Genomic DNA, 19,557 nt, shown 5'->3' on the forward strand with positions numbered 1-19,557 from the left:
TCCATTAATTCAACTTCCGAAGAAGTTTAGAGGAGCGGACTCCAGGACTCCCTCCCTACAAGCATTCTACAGCGAATTTGCAAGGTGGACTTGTGTAATATCAATAAGCTGCCTCTATTCTCAATAAGGATGTCCTTAAAATAGCCAAAAGCCTTATTCTGCAAAGAATGCAAGGTGGATAACCTCATCATAGAGATCATGGCCATACCGCAAAGGTGCTTGCCATCAGCATTCCCAGCTCAGCAAACCGCCCAAATCGTCATAGTCAACGCCAACACCCAGAGATGCTTGCAACCCCTCATCCTTCCAGCGCGATCGCATTGTCCCTGCCAAAATTCTCTATCTGTAGACTGAATCGGCCAATTTCTTCAGTTTCATCTCCGGAATTAACCGAAGACATTCTGAAGATTATCAGCAACCAGAGAAAAGCTTGCTTAGGCTAGAACAAATTTTGGTAGTGCCCCAGGGGTAATGATGTGTTTGTTAAGGTGATCAAGAAGAAACCCTTGACGACTCATGCCGACCTGCCCTGAGTGCCAAGCCACTTATATCGTCAAAAACGGCCACATCCATACGGGTAAGCAACGCTATCTCTGCCGCCAATGCGGCTACCAGTTCGTTGAGGAGCCGACGGATAAACGCATCGATCAGGCCACGCGAGAGCTGATTGACCGGCTGCTGTTAGAACGGATCTCGATGGCCGGTATCGCGCGAGCGGTACAGGTTTCTGAGCAATGGCTCCAGGATTACGTCAATGACAAAGCCGCACAAACCGCGACTCGGGCTGAGGTAGTGCCCAAAAAAAGGGGCCTTTGAGCGTGCAGTGCGACGAACTCTGGTCCTTCGTTGACCGCAAAGGCTACAAGCAGTGGGTGTGGCTGGCGCTGGATGCGCAAACTCGAGAAATCATTGGAGCGCATGTTGGTAGTCGGGGGCGAGACAGCGCTCAGCAGCTTTGGCAATCGCTGCCGCCGCTCTATCGTCAGTGCGCCGTGGTTTACACCGATGCTTGGGAAGCATATCAGGGAGTCCTGCCCTCCAAGCGCCATCAGGTGGTCACCAAAGATAGCGGCAAAACTAGCTATATTGAGCGTTTCAATTGTACACTTCGGCAGCGTGTCTCGCGGTTTGTGCGGCGGAGTTTGGCGTTCTCAAAAAGTCTACGCAATCACATCGGACTGCTGTGGAACTTCATCCACCACTACAACGCATCATTACCTGTGTAGCACCACCGATATTTTTAGCAAGCGCAGCCTCAATCAGCTCAATGTCTACCTAGTGGCTTGGGCCTGGCCGGTTTTGACGACGGTTTGCCTACTACCCGCGATCGCCTGGGACGGACTGCCCGCCCTTCAGCCTGGCTTCTGGATAGCACTGGTCGCCGGGGGACTGCTCAACACCCTAGCGTTTCTGCTCTATATCAAAGCTATCTCCACTTCAGACGTTTCCCTGACAGTACCCTACGTCAGCTTTACCCCTCTATTCTTGGGTCTGACCTCTCCTTTTATTGTGCAGGAGACCGCAGGCTGGGCCGACGTGATGGGAGGGCTGCTGATTGTACTAGGAGCCTATGTGCTGAACTGGCGATCGCAGCATCGCAGCCCGTTTGCGCCTTTTCAGGCTTTTTGGCAGGAGCCGGGGCCAAAGCTAATGCTAGGCGTGGCCTTCATTTGGAGTATTACCGCCAACATTGATAAGGTTGGGGTGCAGAATTCATCCCCGCTGTTTTGGCTGGTAGCGCTGCACGCCTTTATTGGCGTGGGCATGTTGCCCATCGTGCTGCAGCGAGTCTCGGCGCCGGTCAATCAGCTGCAGCGCCATTTCAAGCTGCTGTTGCCCATTGGCCTAGCCCAGATGATTGCCACGACCTGTCAAATGAACGCCCTGCAGCTCACCCTAGTGGCCCATGTGATTTCGGTGAAGCGCACCAGTACGCTTATAGCAGCTCTGATGGGACATCTGATTTTTCAGGAACCAGGAATTCGCAAGCGGCTGTTGGGAGCAGGGATCATGCTAGCTGGTGTATTTCTAATCTTGGGACAGTAGATTGATGACAACGCAGCTCCTTCTCTTTCGCCACGGTAAATCCGATTGGAAAGCAGACTTCGATCACGACCATCAGCGCCCGGTTGCCAAACGCGGCATCAAGGCAGCTAAAGCCGTGGGTAAATTTCTGGCGGCTGCCAACCAGATACCTGATCAGGTGATTACCTCATCAGCGGTGCGGGCTAAAACAACGGCAGAACTGGCGATCGCGGCGGGTAGCTGGCCGGGTTCCCTGCAGGTAACTCATGACCTATACGCAGCCTCTGCCGATCAGGTTTTACAAGTCATTCATCGCGTATCTGATAAAGTTGAGCGCCTAATGCTAGTAGGCCATGAACCGACCTGGTCTAGTCTCTCTAGCCAGCTCATAGGCGGCGGTCTGCTATCGGTTCCGACAGCGGCAGTTGTTCGCATTGACTTTGAGTCAGCCTGGGATCAGGTTGCTTATGGTCAAGGGACTCTGATTTGGCTGCTGCCACCTAAACTTTTGATGGGTTGATGGCTTTTCCGTGTCAGGGACCAGTTTTGGGTATCGAAAACTGGCAAGACATTTTTTTGACTGGATAATTACCTAAGCATGATGTATATTTTAATGCAAAAGGTAAAGTTTTATGACTCAATTGGGGCATCGCAGCATCGCTGATATCCCTTAAAAAAGGCGTCTTCCCTGTCAGATGTGCCTAATTATTTTTTGGCAAGTTGAATAGCCATAGGTCAGCTAGATAGAGATATCTATAGAAATCTACAAATATTGATGAAATGGTAAACCTGCTGGAGGTTTAACTTGTGCATCCTCAACTTTTTGTCCGCATTTTGCTAACCGCACCGATAGAGATATTGGCAGCTTTGATTCATCAGGCGATCGCCGCTCCCCTTGATCTTCCCCCTGAACAGATCAAACCCCTAATTGACTTGGCCTGGCAGCAGTTTGATCAAGATCAGCTAGAAGCGGCTATGACAACTTTCTACCAGCTCTTAGTTGTCGCTGAGCAGTATCATCACGCCAACGGTATTGAGGTTGCGCTCAATGGACTGCAGTTTACGGCTAAAGAGATTTCGCTGCGCTGGTTAGCAACTTATTGCGCCTCTACTGCCTGAAGCGAGTCCCTATTAGTAAGAGATGCATCCCGATCGAATTTACCTCACCCAAATGACTTAGATGCGCTACTGTGACAGTAAATCATTTCATCAGTCAGCTCTTTGACTCAGGCTGGCTGTCGCCAAGTCAGACCGAGGGAGCGCCATTGGACAATACCTATCTCACCCTGATTGATCAAATTGTCGAGCAGACGCTCAAAGGTAAAATCCGCTCCAAGTCCCAGGTCAAAACTTTGCTGACGAGAGGACTACAGCCGGGAACCGGAGAGCTATTTGAGCGTATCTTGAGTCAGCGGATTGAAGCAGCTCAGGCAGATACCTCGCTCAAGGCGTCTCGGATCTTACGAGCTTTGCAGACAATTCAGGGAGAGTGGGAGCATCTACAGCAAGAGCAAGTAGCTGATGATGAACTCACCCAGGCCACGACCGCATTGATGACAGCGGCAGTTGAGCAAAAGCCTCAGGTTTTTCTGCAGCTCATTGATCCTAACCAGCCCCATCATCTCAACCGGGAGTCGCTGCGGCAGCTAGTTCGACGACTGAAGCAGGCCGATAGCGGAGGAGGCTTAGCGATCGCCCAGGGTATTGAAAGTGGCCTCTCAGATTTTGACAGTTTAGAGCCAGAACTGGTGAGCTGGCTTTACCGACCTGTACGAGGTGCTCTGGGCTTCGGTGGTGAGAAACAAGGGCCTTGGGCCATCTGGGCTAAGCAGGTCAGGAGTCCGCTGGCGCGTCAGTTGTTTACCGTATTAGCCGAAGCAGACTCAGTAGCGGGCTTTACCCAAACTCTAGAGTCTTTAGAGCTAACCGGATGGGTTGAGCTAGCTGTTCTCTTACAAATCCTGCAGCGTAGCCTGGTCGCCTGGTTTGATCAGCAGCCCTACGATTCTAAGGCGGGGCGGCGACTGTCCTACAGCAGCTTCTTAATTTTTGCTCAGATTTGGTGCCAGCTTTGGGAAGGTTGGCGCGATCGCCGCTCCGATCTAGCCAATGGCTCATTTCAGATGATGCTGCAGGTTTTGCGCCGCTTTGCCCAGCGCGAAGATTTCCCGCTCTACGGCGGCGTCTTTGCCTCCTTTACGGGGGACTATCTCAAAGAAACCCTTAGCTACTTCAGCGATCCGCTGCAGCAGGTCGAATCTAGTCGTGAAAAAGCCCGGCTGCTGACCTTGCTGGGCTATTCGCAGCGCACCCTAGGACGCTACGAACGGGCGATCGTCTTTCATGAAGAAGCGCTGCAGATTGCTCGTGACGCCCAGGATGTCACCTGCGAGATTGCTAATTTCAATCATTTAGCTAGAGTCTACGTTCTTCAGGAAAACTACCAGCAGGCCATTGATCTAAGCCAGCGGGCTTTGATTCTGGCGAGACAGCAGGGCGATCGCCTGGCTGAAGCCAATGCGCTGGTGAATTTGGGCTATAGCGAAGTGTTTGCGGCGCAGGCTGCTGAGCGCATGGAACCTGAGTCGATTGAACGGGCTATTCGCTACCTAGAGCAAGGACTTGCCCTAGCTGAGCGCCAAGGCGATCGCCAAAGTCAGGCTTTAGCCTACAACAGTTTAGGAATTGCCTATACAATTTCGTCCCAGCCGGGAGCCGCCGTCACGGTTTTAGAAAAAGGACTGCCCATTGCTCAGATTTCTGGCAATGCCTACCTGCAGGGACTAAACGCCACTTATCTAGCTGAAGCTTATTACGCCCTGCAGAATTCAACCAAGGCGATTCACTATAGCTGCCTGGGCATGTACTGGCTAGAGCAAATGGGCGCTCAGGCTTGGCGGCAGGCCGCTGGACTGGTGACAATTTTACAGGGACAGTTAGGCCAGGAGAGCTTCAATCAGGCGATCGCCCAGCAGCGCGCCGAATTTATTCGACTCATTGGCGTTGAAGGATTTGAGCACTTACCGCAACTCTGGCAGCGCTACCAGGGATCTGCCTAATTACATAGAGGATTAGCCGACTATCGACGCATTCAAGTTCAGAACAGTAGCTCATGTAGAGGACTGTTCTAGCTTGGCCTGCTTGAGCCAGCTCATATTAGGTTCAACTAAAAACTTAAAAACGCTTCTTACCCTTTCTAATGCACATAACCAAAGAATAAGGAACGATAAGGCCAAAAATATAAGCTCACTCAATCCTCTTGTGTAGGGAACATACTGGCAAAATGCTTCCACAAACAAGTTATGCAACAAGTATGGATAGATGGAGTACATTCCTAACTTTGCCATGAACTTGCTCTCTGGGACAGTGTTTAAGAAGCAGTATCCTAAAGTCACTGCACTCACTATCGCCCCCATACGCACTACAGGCATAACCATTGAGTAGGCTCCAAATGCACCGTAGGGTTTCCAAAAGAAATGGAAAATAGAACCGCCTGGTATCAACCAATATTTACCTAAAACAAGGCAAATGATACCGGCAAAACAAATGATAAAGGCAGCCGCAACGGACAAAAAACTGGGGTTCTTAGTTTTCTTGAAGGAATGAAAATAGCCTAAAACAAAGAACGGCAGATAGCCAAAAGCCTTATCCAACCCAGGACCGAGCTCAAAAAATCCGGAAACTATAGAAATCAAGATGGCAATTGCAACGGGAGCCTTGATTTTGCGAAAGTATGGGATGAAAGTTCTCCAAGCAAATAGAGCAAAAAGATACCAAAGATGGTCGTTGGGCTGAAAAGGATTTAGGCTCGCTGGTTTACCCAAGCTTTGAAAATAAACAGCATAAATAGCCTGGAATATTACATACACTGCCAATAAACTACCAATTTCTTTGAATCTAGGAGAAACTATCTTTTTAGAGAACAAGCCTGAAATAAATATAAATACAGGCATGTGAAAGGCGTAAATGAAAGTAGTTAACCCACTCAGTGTAGCGCTATATTCTAGCTGGCCTTTTGTAAAATGGCCTAAAATAACTAGATACAAAAGCCAGGCTTTAGCAGAGTCCCAGTAAAGATCTCTTTTAGTGGATGTCGTATTTACTGTTTGCATGCACTTAAGTTCAGTTAGCCTTCTGAGAAGAAGCAATAATGCGCCCATTTAGATCAAGTTCTTTCAGCCAGCTAACAATTTCAGGATTTTCTTGCTGCCAGCGATCGCACTGGGCCTTGACGCTTTTCAAATGTGCATCGACATTATCCGAAGTGACATATACGCCAAAGCTGCCCGCTTCTTTTGTGGACAACTCTTCAAACATCTGCTTAATTAACAGATTGCCAACTTTGTAGGTGTAGTGAGAGGGATCCTCGTAATTTTTCATTTCTGGACTGATCATTTCAGAAGTAACGCTGTTACAACCTGAAAAATCCCATACTGGATGAACCGCTACAACCTCTTTCATCCACTGTTGATAAAGCGACCACCGCTCAGAGAACATGGCCGAGTAAAACAGCGTAACGTGCATTGGTGGAATGAAAGGTTTCAAGTCAACGTTTTCAGCTTGAGCAACGGTAACCATCTCGGAGAAATAGCTGATGTTTTCTTGAGAAAACTGATATTCCCAATACATCTCCTCTTCTCTAGAAAAATCCTCGAGCAGTTCGGTTGCAAATATAGACTGACGCTCCTCTGGCTCAATGTCGTGAGCATATGTACCATTCTTGTGAAAATAGCGACCTCGCTTATCTGCATTGAAAACCAGCTTAAGCGAATCAATTGAGAAAAAGAGACCAAACAAATCTTCAGGAGCTATGCTCTGATTTTCTAGGCGAGACTCAGAAAACCCTGGACGCACATCTCGAATACCATTAAATGCATAAAAATCTAAGCTCACAACTGCCGTATCTAGAGATTCAGCAGCAGTAGCATGCTGAAAATAACGTAGAAGTTCGTAAATGTTGGCACCCAAAATACCCAAGTTATAGGTTTTTCCTTGCTTAGTTAAAGTTGGATGCTCTGGGTTCAAGCCACGAGCAACGCCAGAAGAGCCTAGCAAAACAATATTCGGCCTAAGATGATTGACTCTAATTGCTTTAACAACTCGATCGTTATTAACTCTGCCGCCTTGCTTACGCAAGCCATAGGGATCAACAAAGAAATTTGTGAGAAAAACAGTTCCTAGCAGGATAGCTGAGAAAGCAAAGAAGTTTTTGAGAAAGCGACTGTACATGGGTACAAAACAATTTCCTAGGTGTTGAACGTAACTTTTTAGAACTGAAAGTATATGAACTCGCTGACTTCAGAGAGTCCTAAAAAGGCTGCGACTGCGAGTGTGGCAGTAATAGCTGCCCAAGCCCTATTAGGCCGCCAAGCAAAATGTTGCCAAAGCTGCCCAAGTTTTGGTCTATATTTATCAGCAGGATTGGGCTGAACACCAAGGGCAGGCTTATAGTTTGCCAACCATTCCTGAGTATTTGGAAAACAGAAAGCGATAATCGATAGAGTAGCTAGCAGCAAAACTCCAAACTGAGGACTTTCTAAAAGTTGATTTGAGAATAAAGCCCCGTCTGTAAAAGCTATGCCGTTAGCACCAACCATCGCCGACAAAACCGTAAGCGCATTGCGAACGCTAGGGGCTCGGAAAAACACCATGGCAACCATGACACATCCGAAAGTTAATACCTGACCAATCCTCAAATGCCACCAAGAGCTTTCCTTTGAGCTGATTCCCATAGATTTGCACCACATGCGCCAACCGTGGTGTATAGCTAGGTAAAATCCATGCAAAAGACCAAACACGATATATTGCCAACCAGCTCCGTGCCACAGTCCTGACAGAAACATTGTCAGAATGGTAGGAAAAGCTACTAGCTCCAAGAAAGCAGCAGGTGTACCCACTCCCTTTTTGATCAGGCTCTTCCCCTGCTGAATCCGACGGCGAGAAAAGTTTAGGACAATCGGATTGTAAAGATAGCGAGTTAAAAAGCGCGTTAGAGTAATATGCCAGCGTTGCCAGTAGTCAACTATGTTAACTGCTTTATATGGCGAATTAAAATTAACAGGCAGCTTAAAGCCCATCATTCGCGCTGCACCAATTGCCATATCTGAGTATCCGGAGAAATCAAAGTAAATCTGCATGGTGTAAGCCAAAGCACCCATCCAAGCCTCAGCGAACGTAAGTGCAATACCCCCATCAGCAGCTTGAAAAATAGGGGTTGAGTACAGAGCAATCTGATCTGCTAAGATAACTTTCTTAAACAGCCCCATTGAGAAAATTGTGAGACCGACGACTAAATCTTCTGGATCAAATTGAAAACCAGCCTTCTTTGAGAATTGCGGCATCATTTCCTGATGCGACACAATTGGGCCGGCAATGAGCTGTGGAAAAAACGATACAAATAGACAGTAATCGATGAAACGATAACCTTTAGTTTCTCCTTCCAAACTATCAACAAGATAAGAAATCTGCTGAAAAGTGTAGAAAGAAATTCCTAGTGGCAGGAAAATTTCTCTGACCAAAAAAGAAGTTCCGGCTATTCCATTAAGACTATCTACAAAGAAATTAAGGTACTTGTAATAGCCAAGCAGCGCTAGATTAAACGCTATGCTCAAAGCCAGCAAAACTTTTCCTAGCTTTTCCCGATCAGTAGCTTGAGTTTTCGCTAATAGCTGGCCGAGGATATAGTTTATTCCTATTGAGATGATTAATAAGACTGTATAAGGAGGATTCCAATATCCGTAAAAAAATAGAGAGGCCACTACTAACCAAGGAACGGCTAGTTTTCGCCCGCCAAACTTAGCTAGTTGATAAAAAACAAATACTGCTATAGGTAGAAATACCAGAATAAATTCGTAAGAATTAAACAGCATATTAAATATCCGCCAAGAGTATAGTATGTAGTCGCAGTTGAAGTAGTTTTAGCTTCTACTCCGAAAACAAAGATGAAACCAAAAAAGCAGGCAAATTATTTTAGGGAAATCAGCAAGCAGCTTGTTCAGACCCTCACTGATTTAGTTTGGCTAAAATTAGATCCACAAATTCTCCCACGTTAGCCAGTTGTGCTACCTCAGCCGTCTTAAACTTAACGCCAAACTCTTGCTCAGCTCCTAAGACTAAATTGATATGATTCATTGAGTCCCAACCGGATACATCTTTAGCAGACGTACTATCTTCAATTTCAATATCGTCGTCATCAAACACGTCTTGAAAAACTGTCGTTAGCTGCTGATAAACTTGTTCGCGGTTCATGGTTGTCCTCATTGACAAAAACTAGATTGAATAAATGTATTAAACGGCTTATAAGTTTCTAAGTCTAGATGCCAAAGACTCCGAAACTCATTTTCTGCGCCTAGCTTCTCCGACAACAAACTAAAGCCTAGATTGGCATAGTGCTGCTTGACCATCTCATTTTTCTTGGTCTGGACATATTCACCGAGAAGAAACTGCTCCCCTCGCTGTTGCGACTGCTCAACCAAAACGTTCAGCACTGCCTGTTCAACCTGACGGCCCAGAACCCGGCAACTCATTAGCCAGGTATCAACGTGCAGACCTTTCTGATTGTCAAGCTGGGCGGGTTTAGCAATAATGACGCTAATCAAGCCATTGTCTCCAAAGGCATCCTGCAAGCGCATTTGGAGGCAGAGAATATCGGGGTCATCGCTCATTTGTTGCATCTGAGCTTCCGTGTAGCGATGGGTGGTGAGATTGAACTGATTGCTGCGATTGACTAGCTGAGTTGCCCGTTGCAAAGACACGGCATCGACAGGAGCAACTGTCAGCTGCATTTTGAGACTTTCTAGAAAACTGTCAATGCTATGGGCTTCCTGCATCAGCGCCTGCCGTTGGCTATTGGCACGATATTGATCAGCCCGCTGAGCATCATCTTTAGAAAAGGAAACAGCCTCAAAATATCCTGCATCTGATAGACAGCGGCGATACCAAGCCGGATCTTCAGGCACTTCCGGAACCGCTACGGTATCAGCAAACTGGCGCACGATCGCCCGTTCTGCTGGATTGTCATCAAAGAAAACCAGTGAATCAAGACCAATATTGAGCTGGGCTGCAATGCGCTTCAGGTTAGTTGCTTTGTCTTCCCAGTTGGCCACGAATGCAGCAAAGTCTTCCAGCTTCAGCACCATTTCTGGATGCTTTTCAAAGGGTTCTCTGGCCGTTGCGTCGTTGTTTTTAGAACAGACGGCGAGGATAATGCCTCGCTGTTTAAGAGATTTGACGTAGTGCTGAAAAGCTTGAAAAGCTTCTCCAGGGCCTGTGCCCTGACCCAGTTCAATCCCGCTTAAACCGTCATCACCAATAACGCCGCCCCAAAGCGTATTGTCTAAGTCTAGGACCAGACATTTGGATGATAACCCCCGCAGAGCTGCTAGGATGCGGGAAACTTGCTCACCATAAAGAGGCGCATAAACTGGGGAAACGGCTTGTTTTGCATGGTGCCACAGGGTTGGATCAGCCCAAGATTGATAGCTAACCTCGGCGGCTAGATCAGCCACGTCTAGCAGTAAGGTTCGGTGTTCAGCAGCGCGCTGACGCAGTTGCGCATTAACCTGATGTAAGACATTGACAGGCGAAGCGGGTACAAGCGTGTCGTAGTTACCAAACAGTCGCTCAGCTGAGGGAACAAAAGTTTGCTGAATAACAGCAGATCCTAGCTGGGTGGTAATGACTTGCCAAAGCTGTTCCCACTCAGCTACGCGCTGAGAAACAGCCTCTTCCACTTCCAAACGGCTTGCTTCTAACGATAACGGTAAACCAATAGCTGAATTATCTAAGGACAGTAGCACCGCGTCAGGTCCAAACTGATAAAGCTGGGAGGCGGGATTTAAGATGGCCTGACGATACTGGCCGTAAGGAGCGACATAAATATCTGCTAGTAAACCACGGCGCAGAGCCGCAACTCGGATTGCAGCTTGTAAATGCTCTACGGTGGATGATGCTAAAACGGCCAGTTTTACTTGAGGCAGACTAGTCGCGATCGCTGCCTCTTTTGTCTTGAGAGCCTGCAAACGCTTATCAATGCGAACTATCTGATTGAAATCAAGCTGATGTCCTGATAGCCAGCGAAGATAGCTAAGCTGATCTGCCGGAAGCTGAATATCAGACAGCTCTCGAATTGCTTGACGAATATCTGGATGTTGGGGTAGCCAATGCAGGCTGTTCATGACCTATCCTCGCTGGTGAGAAGCATCGTGAGACATGTTGGAACTATGGCTACTGAGCATTCCGCGCTGCTTGAAAATTCATTTGCCACTGACAGCCAGCACAGTAAATGTACTGAACTAACTGAGATAAGAACAATATGCATCGTGTAACCGCCTAAATCCAATCAATATAAAGGCAGTTAACCGGATCTTTACGGTTGAGCCTTCGTCTAGAAAGTTTGGATAAACTCTTAATTTTGAATAAAGTTTAAGGATAGCAATGATTTACCTCGACTTGCGCAAGAGCAAAAAAATAATATTTACGACTAGCTTTTGTCAAAACTTCTAGCTGAAGATTCTTAGTTTTATGCAAAATATAGATAATTTAAATGCTGATTTTTTTAGAACTAAGCTAAAACTTGACAAGCGCAGTTTGGGTTAATCAGTAGCTAGAGAAGCCAATTAAAAAGCGGACTTAAAGAGATTGATATAGCTCAACCGTCTGATCGGTTGTTCTCTGCCAGCTAAACGACTGTGTTCTTTCATAACCCTTTGCGATTAAGCGATCGCGCTCAGCAGGATTGTTCAATAAAGACAGTAAAATGTCCGCGAGCTCTACTTCTGAATGAGGATTAAAAAGCAAACCGGCATCATCAACTACTTCAGGAAAGCAAGAAGCATTAGAGGCCACCACGGGTGTTCCACAGGTCATCGCCTCTAATAAAGGAATACCAAAACCCTCATACAAAGAGGGATACACGAAGGCAACGCTGCATCGATAAAGCTTTGCCAAGTGGTGATCAGTCACATCGCTATAGATCTTAATCGATTTACCTACGTTTAGATCGTTGGCAATAGACTGCTCGGCTGGACTAAGATCTTTACCCACAACGCAGATTAGGGAGTCTGATTGAGCAGTTAAAACTTTAGAGAAAGCTTTTAGCAAAACCTCAAAGTTTTTATAATTTGAGTTGCGGGAACCGACATATAAGAAATATGGCTGAGGCGGAACTGGTTCGGCTCCATGAGCCATGCTTTGACTCAGATCAGCGGCATGATAAATAACTTTTACTTTATCTTCCGAAATTGAGTATCTTGTCAGTACGTCTTGTTTGGTATTTTCAGATATACAAATTATTGCATCTGCAACTTCCGCTGCTCTACGCTTTACTTTAGCAAGCTGGCCACTGGGATCCATTTGCGGTGCAAACAGCTCGTGGATCATGTCATGAAAGGTCACAACTATAGGCTTACGGTAGCTTGTCAGATCCTTTCCTGTGTGTAGCCAGTAATAGGTTGGATGAATCAGATCAAACTGAGTCATCGTCGTTACTAAATGAAAAAAGTACTGTCCAAGTGGTTCTGACAATCGCTTCGGATTTACGCCAGCAAGCGGGTAAAGATACTTCTCGAGATTTGAGTGAGTCGGATAAGTCAGCTTTTTTGACTGGTAGCCCGTAAGCAAAGGATAAAACTGATCGGGCAACGAGCTTACGAGGTTTTTGAAATATCGGCTGATGCCCCCCTGAGTTTGAAGCTTGTAAACTAAGCCGTCATATAGAATACGCATAAGAAAAATTCTAGAAGAATCAGCTCAACAGCAAGCCGATCTGGAAGCATACTGATCGGCTATATATCATCAACTGAAAGCTAAGTTTTAGTCACGTACTAATTCATGATTGACTCGCTTTGGCATGTTTGGGCAAAGCGTAAAACAGTGATTCAAAATGAGCTGAATCGAAATCACCCTCTTGATTGACCACAACCCACTCTTTTTCATCTAAATCAAACATATGGAAATGCGGCTGGTAGAGCTTAATTCCATAAGATAGAAATCCCGGCCAGTGAGAAAAAGAGCTGTTTCCAACAACTAGAATATCTGCGATCGCCATGTGATGAATTGCTTCCATCGCTGGCTCATTTAGGTGATAAACAACGCGGTCAGAAACCTGACTGATTGAATCTTTTACTTGTCTCATATCCTCTTCTGCGCCTGAAGAATAAACATGAAACGTGTATGGTCTGTCTTGAAAAACATGCTTTAAGTTACTTAATACCTTTTCATAGTATGAAAGCGGCAAAAAGCGCTGGTTTTCAGCAGATGCGTCATCTCTTCGCACATGAACCGCAATGTTTATTACATTAGGTTCAAAATATGAAAACTTTTTGGGATGTTTTTTGCTAAAATACTTACACCTCAGTTTATTAACAACTTTGGAGTAAATTTCAGGATCAATATGATCTTTTTTACCCCAATCATGAACTTGGTAAAGCATCACTCTGATTCCCCTCTGGAAACAGAAAATGGCGCTTTTGTTTGCAGTTCTATGTTGAAATACCTGTTGAAAATAACTCAAGGGTGAACCATCCCAAAAATTAGGGGATCGCCACTGACGAACTTGTTTAACCGGGACTCTTTTAAGTAAAAAGCGCGCCCTATACTCTGTCCACTCAATATATCTCAGCAAAAATCTTTGCCGAGGAGATAAGCATCTAACTCCCAGAAAAGGTGTACATGAAATAATAGGCGAATCCTGCTTGAAACACTGTGAGAATTGAACCTCACCTTCGCCAAATCCAAAAAAATCTTCCCACTTTTGCTCAGGAAGCGGACTGTGAAGATACTTTACGTTATACCATTCTGCTAAGATAAATCCAGTGATTAGATCATCGAGTTTATGCCCAATTCGGTGGCCAGAATTCGGAATTACAGTCAAATAAACTTCTTGCGAATCTTGATGTTGCTGCATAAAATTAAGCCTTTGCTTTTAACTCAAATCGCTAAACTTTATAACTCGCCTACTCCCACCAATCTTTAGAAGAACGACCAAATAATGATTTAGTCTTCATCCACAGGCTCCTCAACTGCCAAAAACTGCTAGTTTTTATTGATGCAATAATTTTCTTTTGCTTTTTCAATTCGTACTGCAATTCTAAACAATTTGTTTGTGAACTGCTCTCAATCTGAGCCTTCAAATCCGCAACTTCTTCCCATAAAAAATTACTCTTTGGAAAACTTTCATGTTTCGCTTCTTCAGCCAGGCTTAAAACAGTATTAGTTAGTTGATGAATTTGAGAAATCTTTTCTTCCTGTAAGTCAAGCTCTATACTTTTACTTACCTTGAAGCTCAATTCAGGAAAATACGTTTTAATTTTGTTTAAGCCTACTTTTGAAAGAGAAACGATCCAAGAAGCGTGCAGCAGGCTATAGCGTTCCTTATCAAGAGCCTCAAAATTTATGTTTTCTGACTGAATAATTTTTACTGAAGGAGTACGTGTGGGAATACTAATTCCAGTTGAAACGAATAGCGAAACTGAATTTTGCTCGCAAAGCTTCTGAATTCGCTTGGAATCTATTCCTATTTTTGACTCATTAAACAGTGGTACAGAGCAATAATGTAGATTTTGCAGTCGGGGTGATGTACCTGCTCGATCAATGAGCAAGAAATGCTTTGAAAGATCGTTGTCAGCCCAGAACTGTAGTGCAAGATTCCAAAACTCTGCCTGCTCTTTATTAGCTGTTTGAAAACTAACGCAGTCAACAGCAATTTTAGGTATTGAGACAGCTTCTTGAGAATAAGCGTCTTTAACTATTGGATTTTTTACGAAAAACCAGCTATTTAGAACTGTATCCTTTTGAGCTATCGGAACTACGCCGCAAACTTCAGCACTATCAACCAAAGTATCGTCTTCAACCCAAGACAAATACTTACTTAGTTTCACTGGAAAATTAGTCTCTTCCTGTAGCAATTTCCAGCCCTTCAAAGCGTCTTTGTATCCGTAACAATGCTCTTTGAATGTTAGCTGAGGCGGCATAACATAAGCAAAATGCTGAAAAATTAAGCCGTTTTGTTCTGTTTCTTCATGTAGAAAAGGATTGATTTCTGCAATATTTTTGCTTTCTCCATCCTCTTCTTTTGTAAAAAGTCGAGGAGGCGAGTGACTTTTCCAAGCTGCACCTGGCTTAAATCGCCAAGTGCGCAGCCATTCATAGTTAGGATTTTGAGAATAACAGTTTCGCGTACTGACAACCAAATTGCGGCCTACAAAAAAGTGACACCAATAGTAGGCTGCCGTTTTGTATGGATTTTCTAGAAAAAGCCGTCTAGATGTTCTTATTTGTTCAGCAGTCCACAACTCATCAACATCGATTTGCCATAAAAGACATTCTTGCTTGATGTTTGGTATAGGAGCACTGACCATCTCAATGCGGCCATCCCAGAATACGTTTTTAGGTTTGCGATAGATAGTTATTTTGTTGGGATATTGCTGCGATAGTTTATCTAAATATTCACTAGTTCCATCATTACTGCGGCCCTCAAAATGCATTTCGTCAGTAATGTGTCCACCATTTTTAAGACTCCAGCTATCGCAGTGTTTAATAGCTGCTACTCCCTCTATAATATGCCAATGCCATTCAAAGGATAGCTGCTGGAATATATCGATGTGATATTCGATGAAGGGCTGACCGTTTAGTACAATTGTAAAGAAATGAACTGGTAGCTGTTCAACACAATCTTCTGTGCCATCAGAGCGTTCATCCTTTAGCTCGTCACTCAAACTGATGCTCATAGCTTTTCTCCCCAAATAAGCTTTGAATAACAGATGGTTCTTAGATAAATTTTATTGAGACTGTTTCTTTTGAGGTCTAAGAGCTTGAAGCTACTTGTTCTTCTAAAACGACTTCTCGGTAGTTTCCTGATTGTACAATCTGGCCTTTTTTCATGCGGTAAATACGATTACAGTGTTTCACAGTTGAAAGGCGATGCGCGATAATAATCATTGTTTTCTGACCGCTAAGAGAACGAATAGCCTCAGTTACTAGCTGCTCGGTTTCGTTATCGAGCGCAGAAGTGGCTTCATCTAAGACTAAAATTTCTCGCTCGTGATAGAGAGCTCGCGCGATGCCGATACGTTGTCTTTGTCCGCCAGAAAGACAAACGCCTCTCTCACCAATACGGGTTTTTATACCCTCAGGCATTCTTTCGATTAAATCTGTTAGCTGTGCCGCCGCAATTGACTGCTGCAAACGCTCAGCATCAATGTGTTCATCGGGAACTCCGAAGGCAATATTGCGCTCGATCGTATCGTCGATTAAAAAGATTGACTGCGGAATATAACCAATAAGGTTCTGCCAAGCCCGTAAATCTCGATAAATAGACTGTCCATCAACTTGAATATCACCGGACTGCGGATGGAAGAGTCCCAGAATCAAGTCAACCAACGTAGTTTTTCCTGCACCTGATTTACCAATCAGGGCAATAGATTCTCCCTTGCGCAGCGTTAAGCTAACTTGGCGTAAGGCTAACTCCTTAGCACCTTCATATTGAAACGAAATACGCCGTAGCTCTACTTTGTGATTGAAGGGTAAAACTGCTGGCCGTTTTTGAGATATTGACTGTTTTTGGTGGCTCAACCTTTTTGCAAATCCACCTTTCAGTTTTTCAATCTCTTTAAGATCCCAATAGAGCTTATCTACGACGTAAGCAGAACTGCGAAGATTGGTAAGGCCGGAGGTTAACTGAGTAGCAACGGGCATCAGTCGAATAGCAACAACTCCAAAAATACCTAGTGTTGCAATCAAGCTATCAGTATCTCTACCTGCTAACAAAGAAACCGACGTCAATCCCAAAACAAACGTTATTATTAAAGCCTCAATTAAAAGCCGAGGCACCATACCAAAACTCATTAGAGAACTGCAGGCTCTGGCGTAGCGCTGAGCCTGCTCATCCAATTGATCCTTGAAGTAAGGTTCACAACCAATGATACGAGTTTCTTTCACGCCGCCTAAGCTGTGATTGATGACGCGAATCATCTCTGCCTTGGATGTTGAAGAGGCTTTCCCCCAGCTAGCAATTTTCTTCCGAAAGTAAACTACCAGCGCGAATGCTAGCGATAGGACCAGTGACATCACGACGGTGGCAGTTGCATCAGTTGCTAGCAGCAGCCCAACTAAAACCACCATCATGACTAAGCTAACGGTGGAGTTGAGAATTTGTAAGAGAGTGCCGTTGCAAAAAGTATCGGCTTCATTAACAATATTCTGAATCAGAAAGGCAGTATTGTTCTTTAAGTGAAACGAATAAGGCAAACGCAAATACGAGTCTAACAACCTAAGCCGTAGTTCTCCTTGATGAGAGAGGCCGAACAAGAAAATATATTCTCTGACTTTGAAGCTGAAAAAAGTTTTTGTATAAAAGATAATTAAAATAGCAACGGCAGCAGTGATTACAAACTGATTGAATGATCTGAAGTTGAGTAGCTCATAAATACGGCTCAACCAAGCTGTCTTTTCAACTAGGTCTGGGCTGCTGACTAAAGCAATAAAAGGCCCAATAAGTCCGATACCTATTGCTTCCAAGAAGGACGTAATCAAAATTGCTAAAAGCAATATTGCAAGCTTACTTTTGCGATCTCCAAGAATGTAAAAGAACTTATAAAGATAATGATTCATATCAACAGGTACATTTCACTAAGGCTAGTCTAGGTCAATACAAGATGCAGGATAAGTCTTCAATAATGAGACTTTACTTAATCTTCAATTCTTTGCCTCTTTACTAAAGAAAGCAAGATTCAGACTTAGAAGTAGGATTTCTTTTCATCAGGCGGCACCTATAACTTTTGACCGGGTAGCAGATGCAAACAGGCAGTGCTAGAAGATACTGTTAGGCAGAGACACTGTGAAAGTTCAAAATCTGAGCGTTACCTTGCTGCTTCAGCGCGGCCCAGCGCAGCTCTGCCGCAGGCTATTGCTCGCAACGCTAGATGTAGCCTATAGGTCATCTGATCTAGGTAAGAGTTTCAAGCTAAGCAAATTGAGCTATCCAGCAAACTTAAATACTGCTTGACAGAAGCTTCGATTTTGAACTGATCCAGCCAGCAGTCAGGAATCGGTAGAGGCTTTTCCTGCAGCGCAGTCAACATTGCTTGAGCAAGCATTTCAGCGTTTCCAACAGGTACCAAGTAACCGCATTGGCCATTCGCCAAAATTTCTTGAGGGCCGCTCTCACAGTCGGTAGAGACTATAGGTATTCCTAAAGCCATCGCCTCTATCAGCACCGTGGGTAAACCTTCCCAGGCAGATGAAAGCGCAAAGAGATTTGCCCGCTTCATATAGCTATAGGGATTATCTACATAGCCTAGCAGAGCTACTGCTTCACCAACTCCCAAATCGGCAGCTAAAGCTTCGAGCGCATCTCGCTCTGGCCCCCAGCCTAAAATGACCAATCGGCACGGCATCTGCGCATGGAGTTTGGCAAAAGCTCGAATTAGAGTCGCAAAATCTTTTTGAGCTTCCAGTTTGCCAACCCCCAAAATCACAGGCGGAGATTCTGCTTGAAACCAGGGATGATCAACTGCGATCGCCGCTTTTTCATAAAGATCAGCCGTAATCACCGGATTGTAGATGGCTTCAACTTTGGCCTTATCAGGATTGAACCACTGCTGCAAATCGCTGCAGGCCCCCTTTGAAACAGTCACGATGCTGTCTGCTAAGGGGTATAAATACTTAATTCCAAGCGGAATCAACCGCCGCTTTAAGCCCTTGACATGGCCGAGAGAGCGGGACAGCGTATTATGTTCTGTCACAATCACCCGAGTAGAAACGCCCGCCAACCGTTTCGCCAGGACTGCAATCTCATTGGCATAGTGCATGGCTGATAGCAACACACAGGGCTGTTCTTGCTTCAAATATTTTGCTAGCTTAGGCAAGCTCAGCAGAGGTCGAGAGGCCCCCAGATCAACTATTCGCACCGAAGCCGGAACCTTCCATAAGTGAGGTCCCCAAGCTTTAGCTAAGACCAAATCTACCTGAAATCCTTGTTGAACAAAGCCTTCAGCTAAATTCAGCATGACTCTCTCAGCACCGCCGCCGCCTAAATAGCTCAGAAACAGCGATATCCGGTTTTTGCCCTCTAGCATCGAAGCTGGCTCCTCATCCATTATTTCGCTTCATCACTAATCGACATCATCATTGCTGCTTGACGGTTCGAGAATAGAAAAGTAGACAACCCGAAATGTCATTTGAGCAGAGGTGACCTTTGTCCCTTATCCAACCAGCGATCGTTCACAGGCAACCTAGCAAGCTAAAGGTTGGCCTAGAGACTAAGGCGGAGACAGCCAGTAATCATCAGGATTCCCCGACAGACCCTCGTTTCTAGCAAGATTGCTGTTTTGAGAATAGCTTCTCCCTCGTTAAATTCTTTAGAACCTCTGTAGAGCTTTAGTGAAGTTTTAGGTAAATTCACTAAAATCCTACGAAGCCTCAGCTCGTTTTAAATTTCAGTAAAATCAGTTCCTGCAAAAAACCTATTTCTAACGAGTGCCGTAGTATTGATGAAATTGAGATCAAATTGAGCTCGATCAATTACGGAACAAG

Annotated in this window: 15 protein-coding genes and 1 CRISPR repeat array (1 of these 16 running past the window's edge); of the genes, 5 read left to right on the forward strand and 10 right to left on the reverse strand. The window is 45.0% G+C overall.

The genetic code is table 11. The features are described from left to right. Positions 1 to 33: a CRISPR direct-repeat array (repeat unit 36 nt) (it extends 952 nt beyond the left edge of the window). Positions 34 to 516: 483 nt separating this feature from the next. The 5 genes from QJQ48_RS11850 to QJQ48_RS11870 all read left to right on the forward strand — a co-directional run bounded on the left by QJQ48_RS11850 (position 517) and on the right by QJQ48_RS11870 (position 5,084). Then, positions 517 to 1,226 (forward strand): IS1 family transposase gene (locus tag QJQ48_RS11850; protein WP_346291440.1). Its coding sequence is split into 2 segments (ribosomal slippage): positions 517 to 811 and positions 811 to 1,226, totalling 711 coding nucleotides; the frame shifts between segments, so codons are not numbered across the junction. A 10-nt stretch (positions 1,227 to 1,236) separates the two neighbouring features. After that, the gene (locus QJQ48_RS11855) at positions 1,237 to 2,046 is read left to right on the forward strand and encodes an EamA family transporter (RefSeq protein WP_346291547.1); all 810 of its coding nucleotides are present in this window, start codon (positions 1,237 to 1,239) and stop codon (positions 2,044 to 2,046) included. Between the two features lie 4 nt (positions 2,047 to 2,050). Continuing rightward, on the forward strand, positions 2,051 to 2,545 hold the full coding sequence (locus QJQ48_RS11860) for a SixA phosphatase family protein (protein ID WP_346291441.1): 495 nt from the start codon (positions 2,051 to 2,053) through the stop codon (positions 2,543 to 2,545). A gap of 287 nt (positions 2,546 to 2,832) precedes the next feature. Beyond that, positions 2,833 to 3,144 carry a hypothetical protein gene (locus QJQ48_RS11865; RefSeq protein WP_346291442.1) on the forward strand — a complete coding sequence of 104 codons (312 nt, stop codon included), beginning with the start codon at positions 2,833 to 2,835 and terminating at the stop codon, positions 3,142 to 3,144. 71 nt (positions 3,145 to 3,215) lie between these two features. Further along, positions 3,216 to 5,084 (forward strand): tetratricopeptide repeat protein, encoded by a 1,869-nt coding sequence (locus QJQ48_RS11870; protein ID WP_346291443.1) that lies wholly within the window; start codon positions 3,216 to 3,218, stop codon positions 5,082 to 5,084. Positions 5,085 to 5,135: 51 nt separating this feature from the next. On the opposite strand, the gene QJQ48_RS11875 is transcribed toward QJQ48_RS11870, so the two are convergent. The 10 genes from QJQ48_RS11875 to QJQ48_RS11920 form a co-directional block, all read right to left on the reverse strand. After that, positions 5,136 to 6,137, reverse strand: coding sequence for an acyltransferase family protein (locus tag QJQ48_RS11875; RefSeq protein WP_346291444.1), 1,002 nt, complete (start codon positions 6,135 to 6,137; stop codon positions 5,136 to 5,138). A gap of 10 nt (positions 6,138 to 6,147) precedes the next feature. Then, on the reverse strand, positions 6,148 to 7,254 hold the full coding sequence (locus QJQ48_RS11880) for a hypothetical protein (RefSeq protein ID WP_346291445.1): 1,107 nt from the start codon (positions 7,252 to 7,254) through the stop codon (positions 6,148 to 6,150). Between the two features lie 38 nt (positions 7,255 to 7,292). After that, positions 7,293 to 8,894: an MBOAT family O-acyltransferase gene (locus QJQ48_RS11885; RefSeq protein ID WP_346291446.1), complete on the reverse strand. Its 1,602-nt coding sequence runs from the start codon at positions 8,892 to 8,894 to the stop codon at positions 7,293 to 7,295. 133 nt (positions 8,895 to 9,027) lie between these two features. Beyond that, complete coding sequence (locus tag QJQ48_RS11890; protein ID WP_346291447.1) at positions 9,028 to 9,273, reverse strand: acyl carrier protein; 246 nt, start codon at positions 9,271 to 9,273, stop codon at positions 9,028 to 9,030. 8 nt (positions 9,274 to 9,281) lie between these two features. Next, positions 9,282 to 11,201, reverse strand: a complete 1,920-nt coding sequence (locus QJQ48_RS11895; protein WP_346291448.1) for an HAD-IIIC family phosphatase — start codon at positions 11,199 to 11,201, stop codon at positions 9,282 to 9,284. Positions 11,202 to 11,655: 454 nt separating this feature from the next. Continuing rightward, positions 11,656 to 12,750 (reverse strand): glycosyltransferase family 4 protein, encoded by a 1,095-nt coding sequence (locus tag QJQ48_RS11900; protein WP_346291449.1) that lies wholly within the window; start codon positions 12,748 to 12,750, stop codon positions 11,656 to 11,658. Between the two features lie 103 nt (positions 12,751 to 12,853). Beyond that, entirely contained in the window at positions 12,854 to 13,930 is a 1,077-nt protein-coding gene (locus QJQ48_RS11905; RefSeq protein ID WP_346291450.1) for an O-fucosyltransferase family protein, read from the reverse strand. A gap of 49 nt (positions 13,931 to 13,979) precedes the next feature. Further along, on the reverse strand, positions 13,980 to 15,752 hold the full coding sequence (locus QJQ48_RS11910) for a hypothetical protein (RefSeq protein WP_346291451.1): 1,773 nt from the start codon (positions 15,750 to 15,752) through the stop codon (positions 13,980 to 13,982). A gap of 76 nt (positions 15,753 to 15,828) precedes the next feature. Then, positions 15,829 to 17,634, reverse strand: coding sequence for an ABC transporter ATP-binding protein (locus QJQ48_RS11915; protein WP_346291452.1), 1,806 nt, complete (start codon positions 17,632 to 17,634; stop codon positions 15,829 to 15,831). A gap of 347 nt (positions 17,635 to 17,981) precedes the next feature. Continuing rightward, on the reverse strand, positions 17,982 to 19,121 hold the full coding sequence (locus tag QJQ48_RS11920; RefSeq protein ID WP_346291453.1) for a glycosyltransferase: 1,140 nt from the start codon (positions 19,119 to 19,121) through the stop codon (positions 17,982 to 17,984). Between the last annotated feature and the right edge of the window lie 436 nt (positions 19,122 to 19,557).

Source organism: Sphaerothrix gracilis Ecp01 (assembly GCF_030405905.1).
GTDB classification, from domain to species: Bacteria; Cyanobacteriota; Cyanobacteriia; order Phormidesmidales; family Phormidesmidaceae; genus Sphaerothrix; species Sphaerothrix gracilis.

What these genes read in the sequence shown, in the direction of transcription:
- QJQ48_RS11860 (WP_346291441.1), top strand. Translation starts at nt 2,051, where the DNA reads ATGACAACGCAGCTCCTTCTCTTTCGCCACGGTAAATCCGATTGGAAA.
- QJQ48_RS11875 (WP_346291444.1), bottom strand. Translation starts at nt 6,137, where the DNA reads ATGCAAACAGTAAATACGACATCCACTAAAAGAGATCTTTACTGGGAC.
- QJQ48_RS11880 (WP_346291445.1), bottom strand. Translation starts at nt 7,254, where the DNA reads ATGTACAGTCGCTTTCTCAAAAACTTCTTTGCTTTCTCAGCTATCCTG.
- QJQ48_RS11885 (WP_346291446.1), bottom strand. Translation starts at nt 8,894, where the DNA reads ATGCTGTTTAATTCTTACGAATTTATTCTGGTATTTCTACCTATAGCA.
- QJQ48_RS11890 (WP_346291447.1), bottom strand. Translation starts at nt 9,273, where the DNA reads ATGAACCGCGAACAAGTTTATCAGCAGCTAACGACAGTTTTTCAAGAC.
- QJQ48_RS11895 (WP_346291448.1), bottom strand. Translation starts at nt 11,201, where the DNA reads ATGAACAGCCTGCATTGGCTACCCCAACATCCAGATATTCGTCAAGCA.
- QJQ48_RS11900 (WP_346291449.1), bottom strand. Translation starts at nt 12,750, where the DNA reads ATGCGTATTCTATATGACGGCTTAGTTTACAAGCTTCAAACTCAGGGG.
- QJQ48_RS11905 (WP_346291450.1), bottom strand. Translation starts at nt 13,930, where the DNA reads ATGCAGCAACATCAAGATTCGCAAGAAGTTTATTTGACTGTAATTCCG.
- QJQ48_RS11910 (WP_346291451.1), bottom strand. Translation starts at nt 15,752, where the DNA reads ATGAGCATCAGTTTGAGTGACGAGCTAAAGGATGAACGCTCTGATGGC.
- QJQ48_RS11915 (WP_346291452.1), bottom strand. Translation starts at nt 17,634, where the DNA reads ATGAATCATTATCTTTATAAGTTCTTTTACATTCTTGGAGATCGCAAA.
- QJQ48_RS11920 (WP_346291453.1), bottom strand. Translation starts at nt 19,121, where the DNA reads ATGGATGAGGAGCCAGCTTCGATGCTAGAGGGCAAAAACCGGATATCG.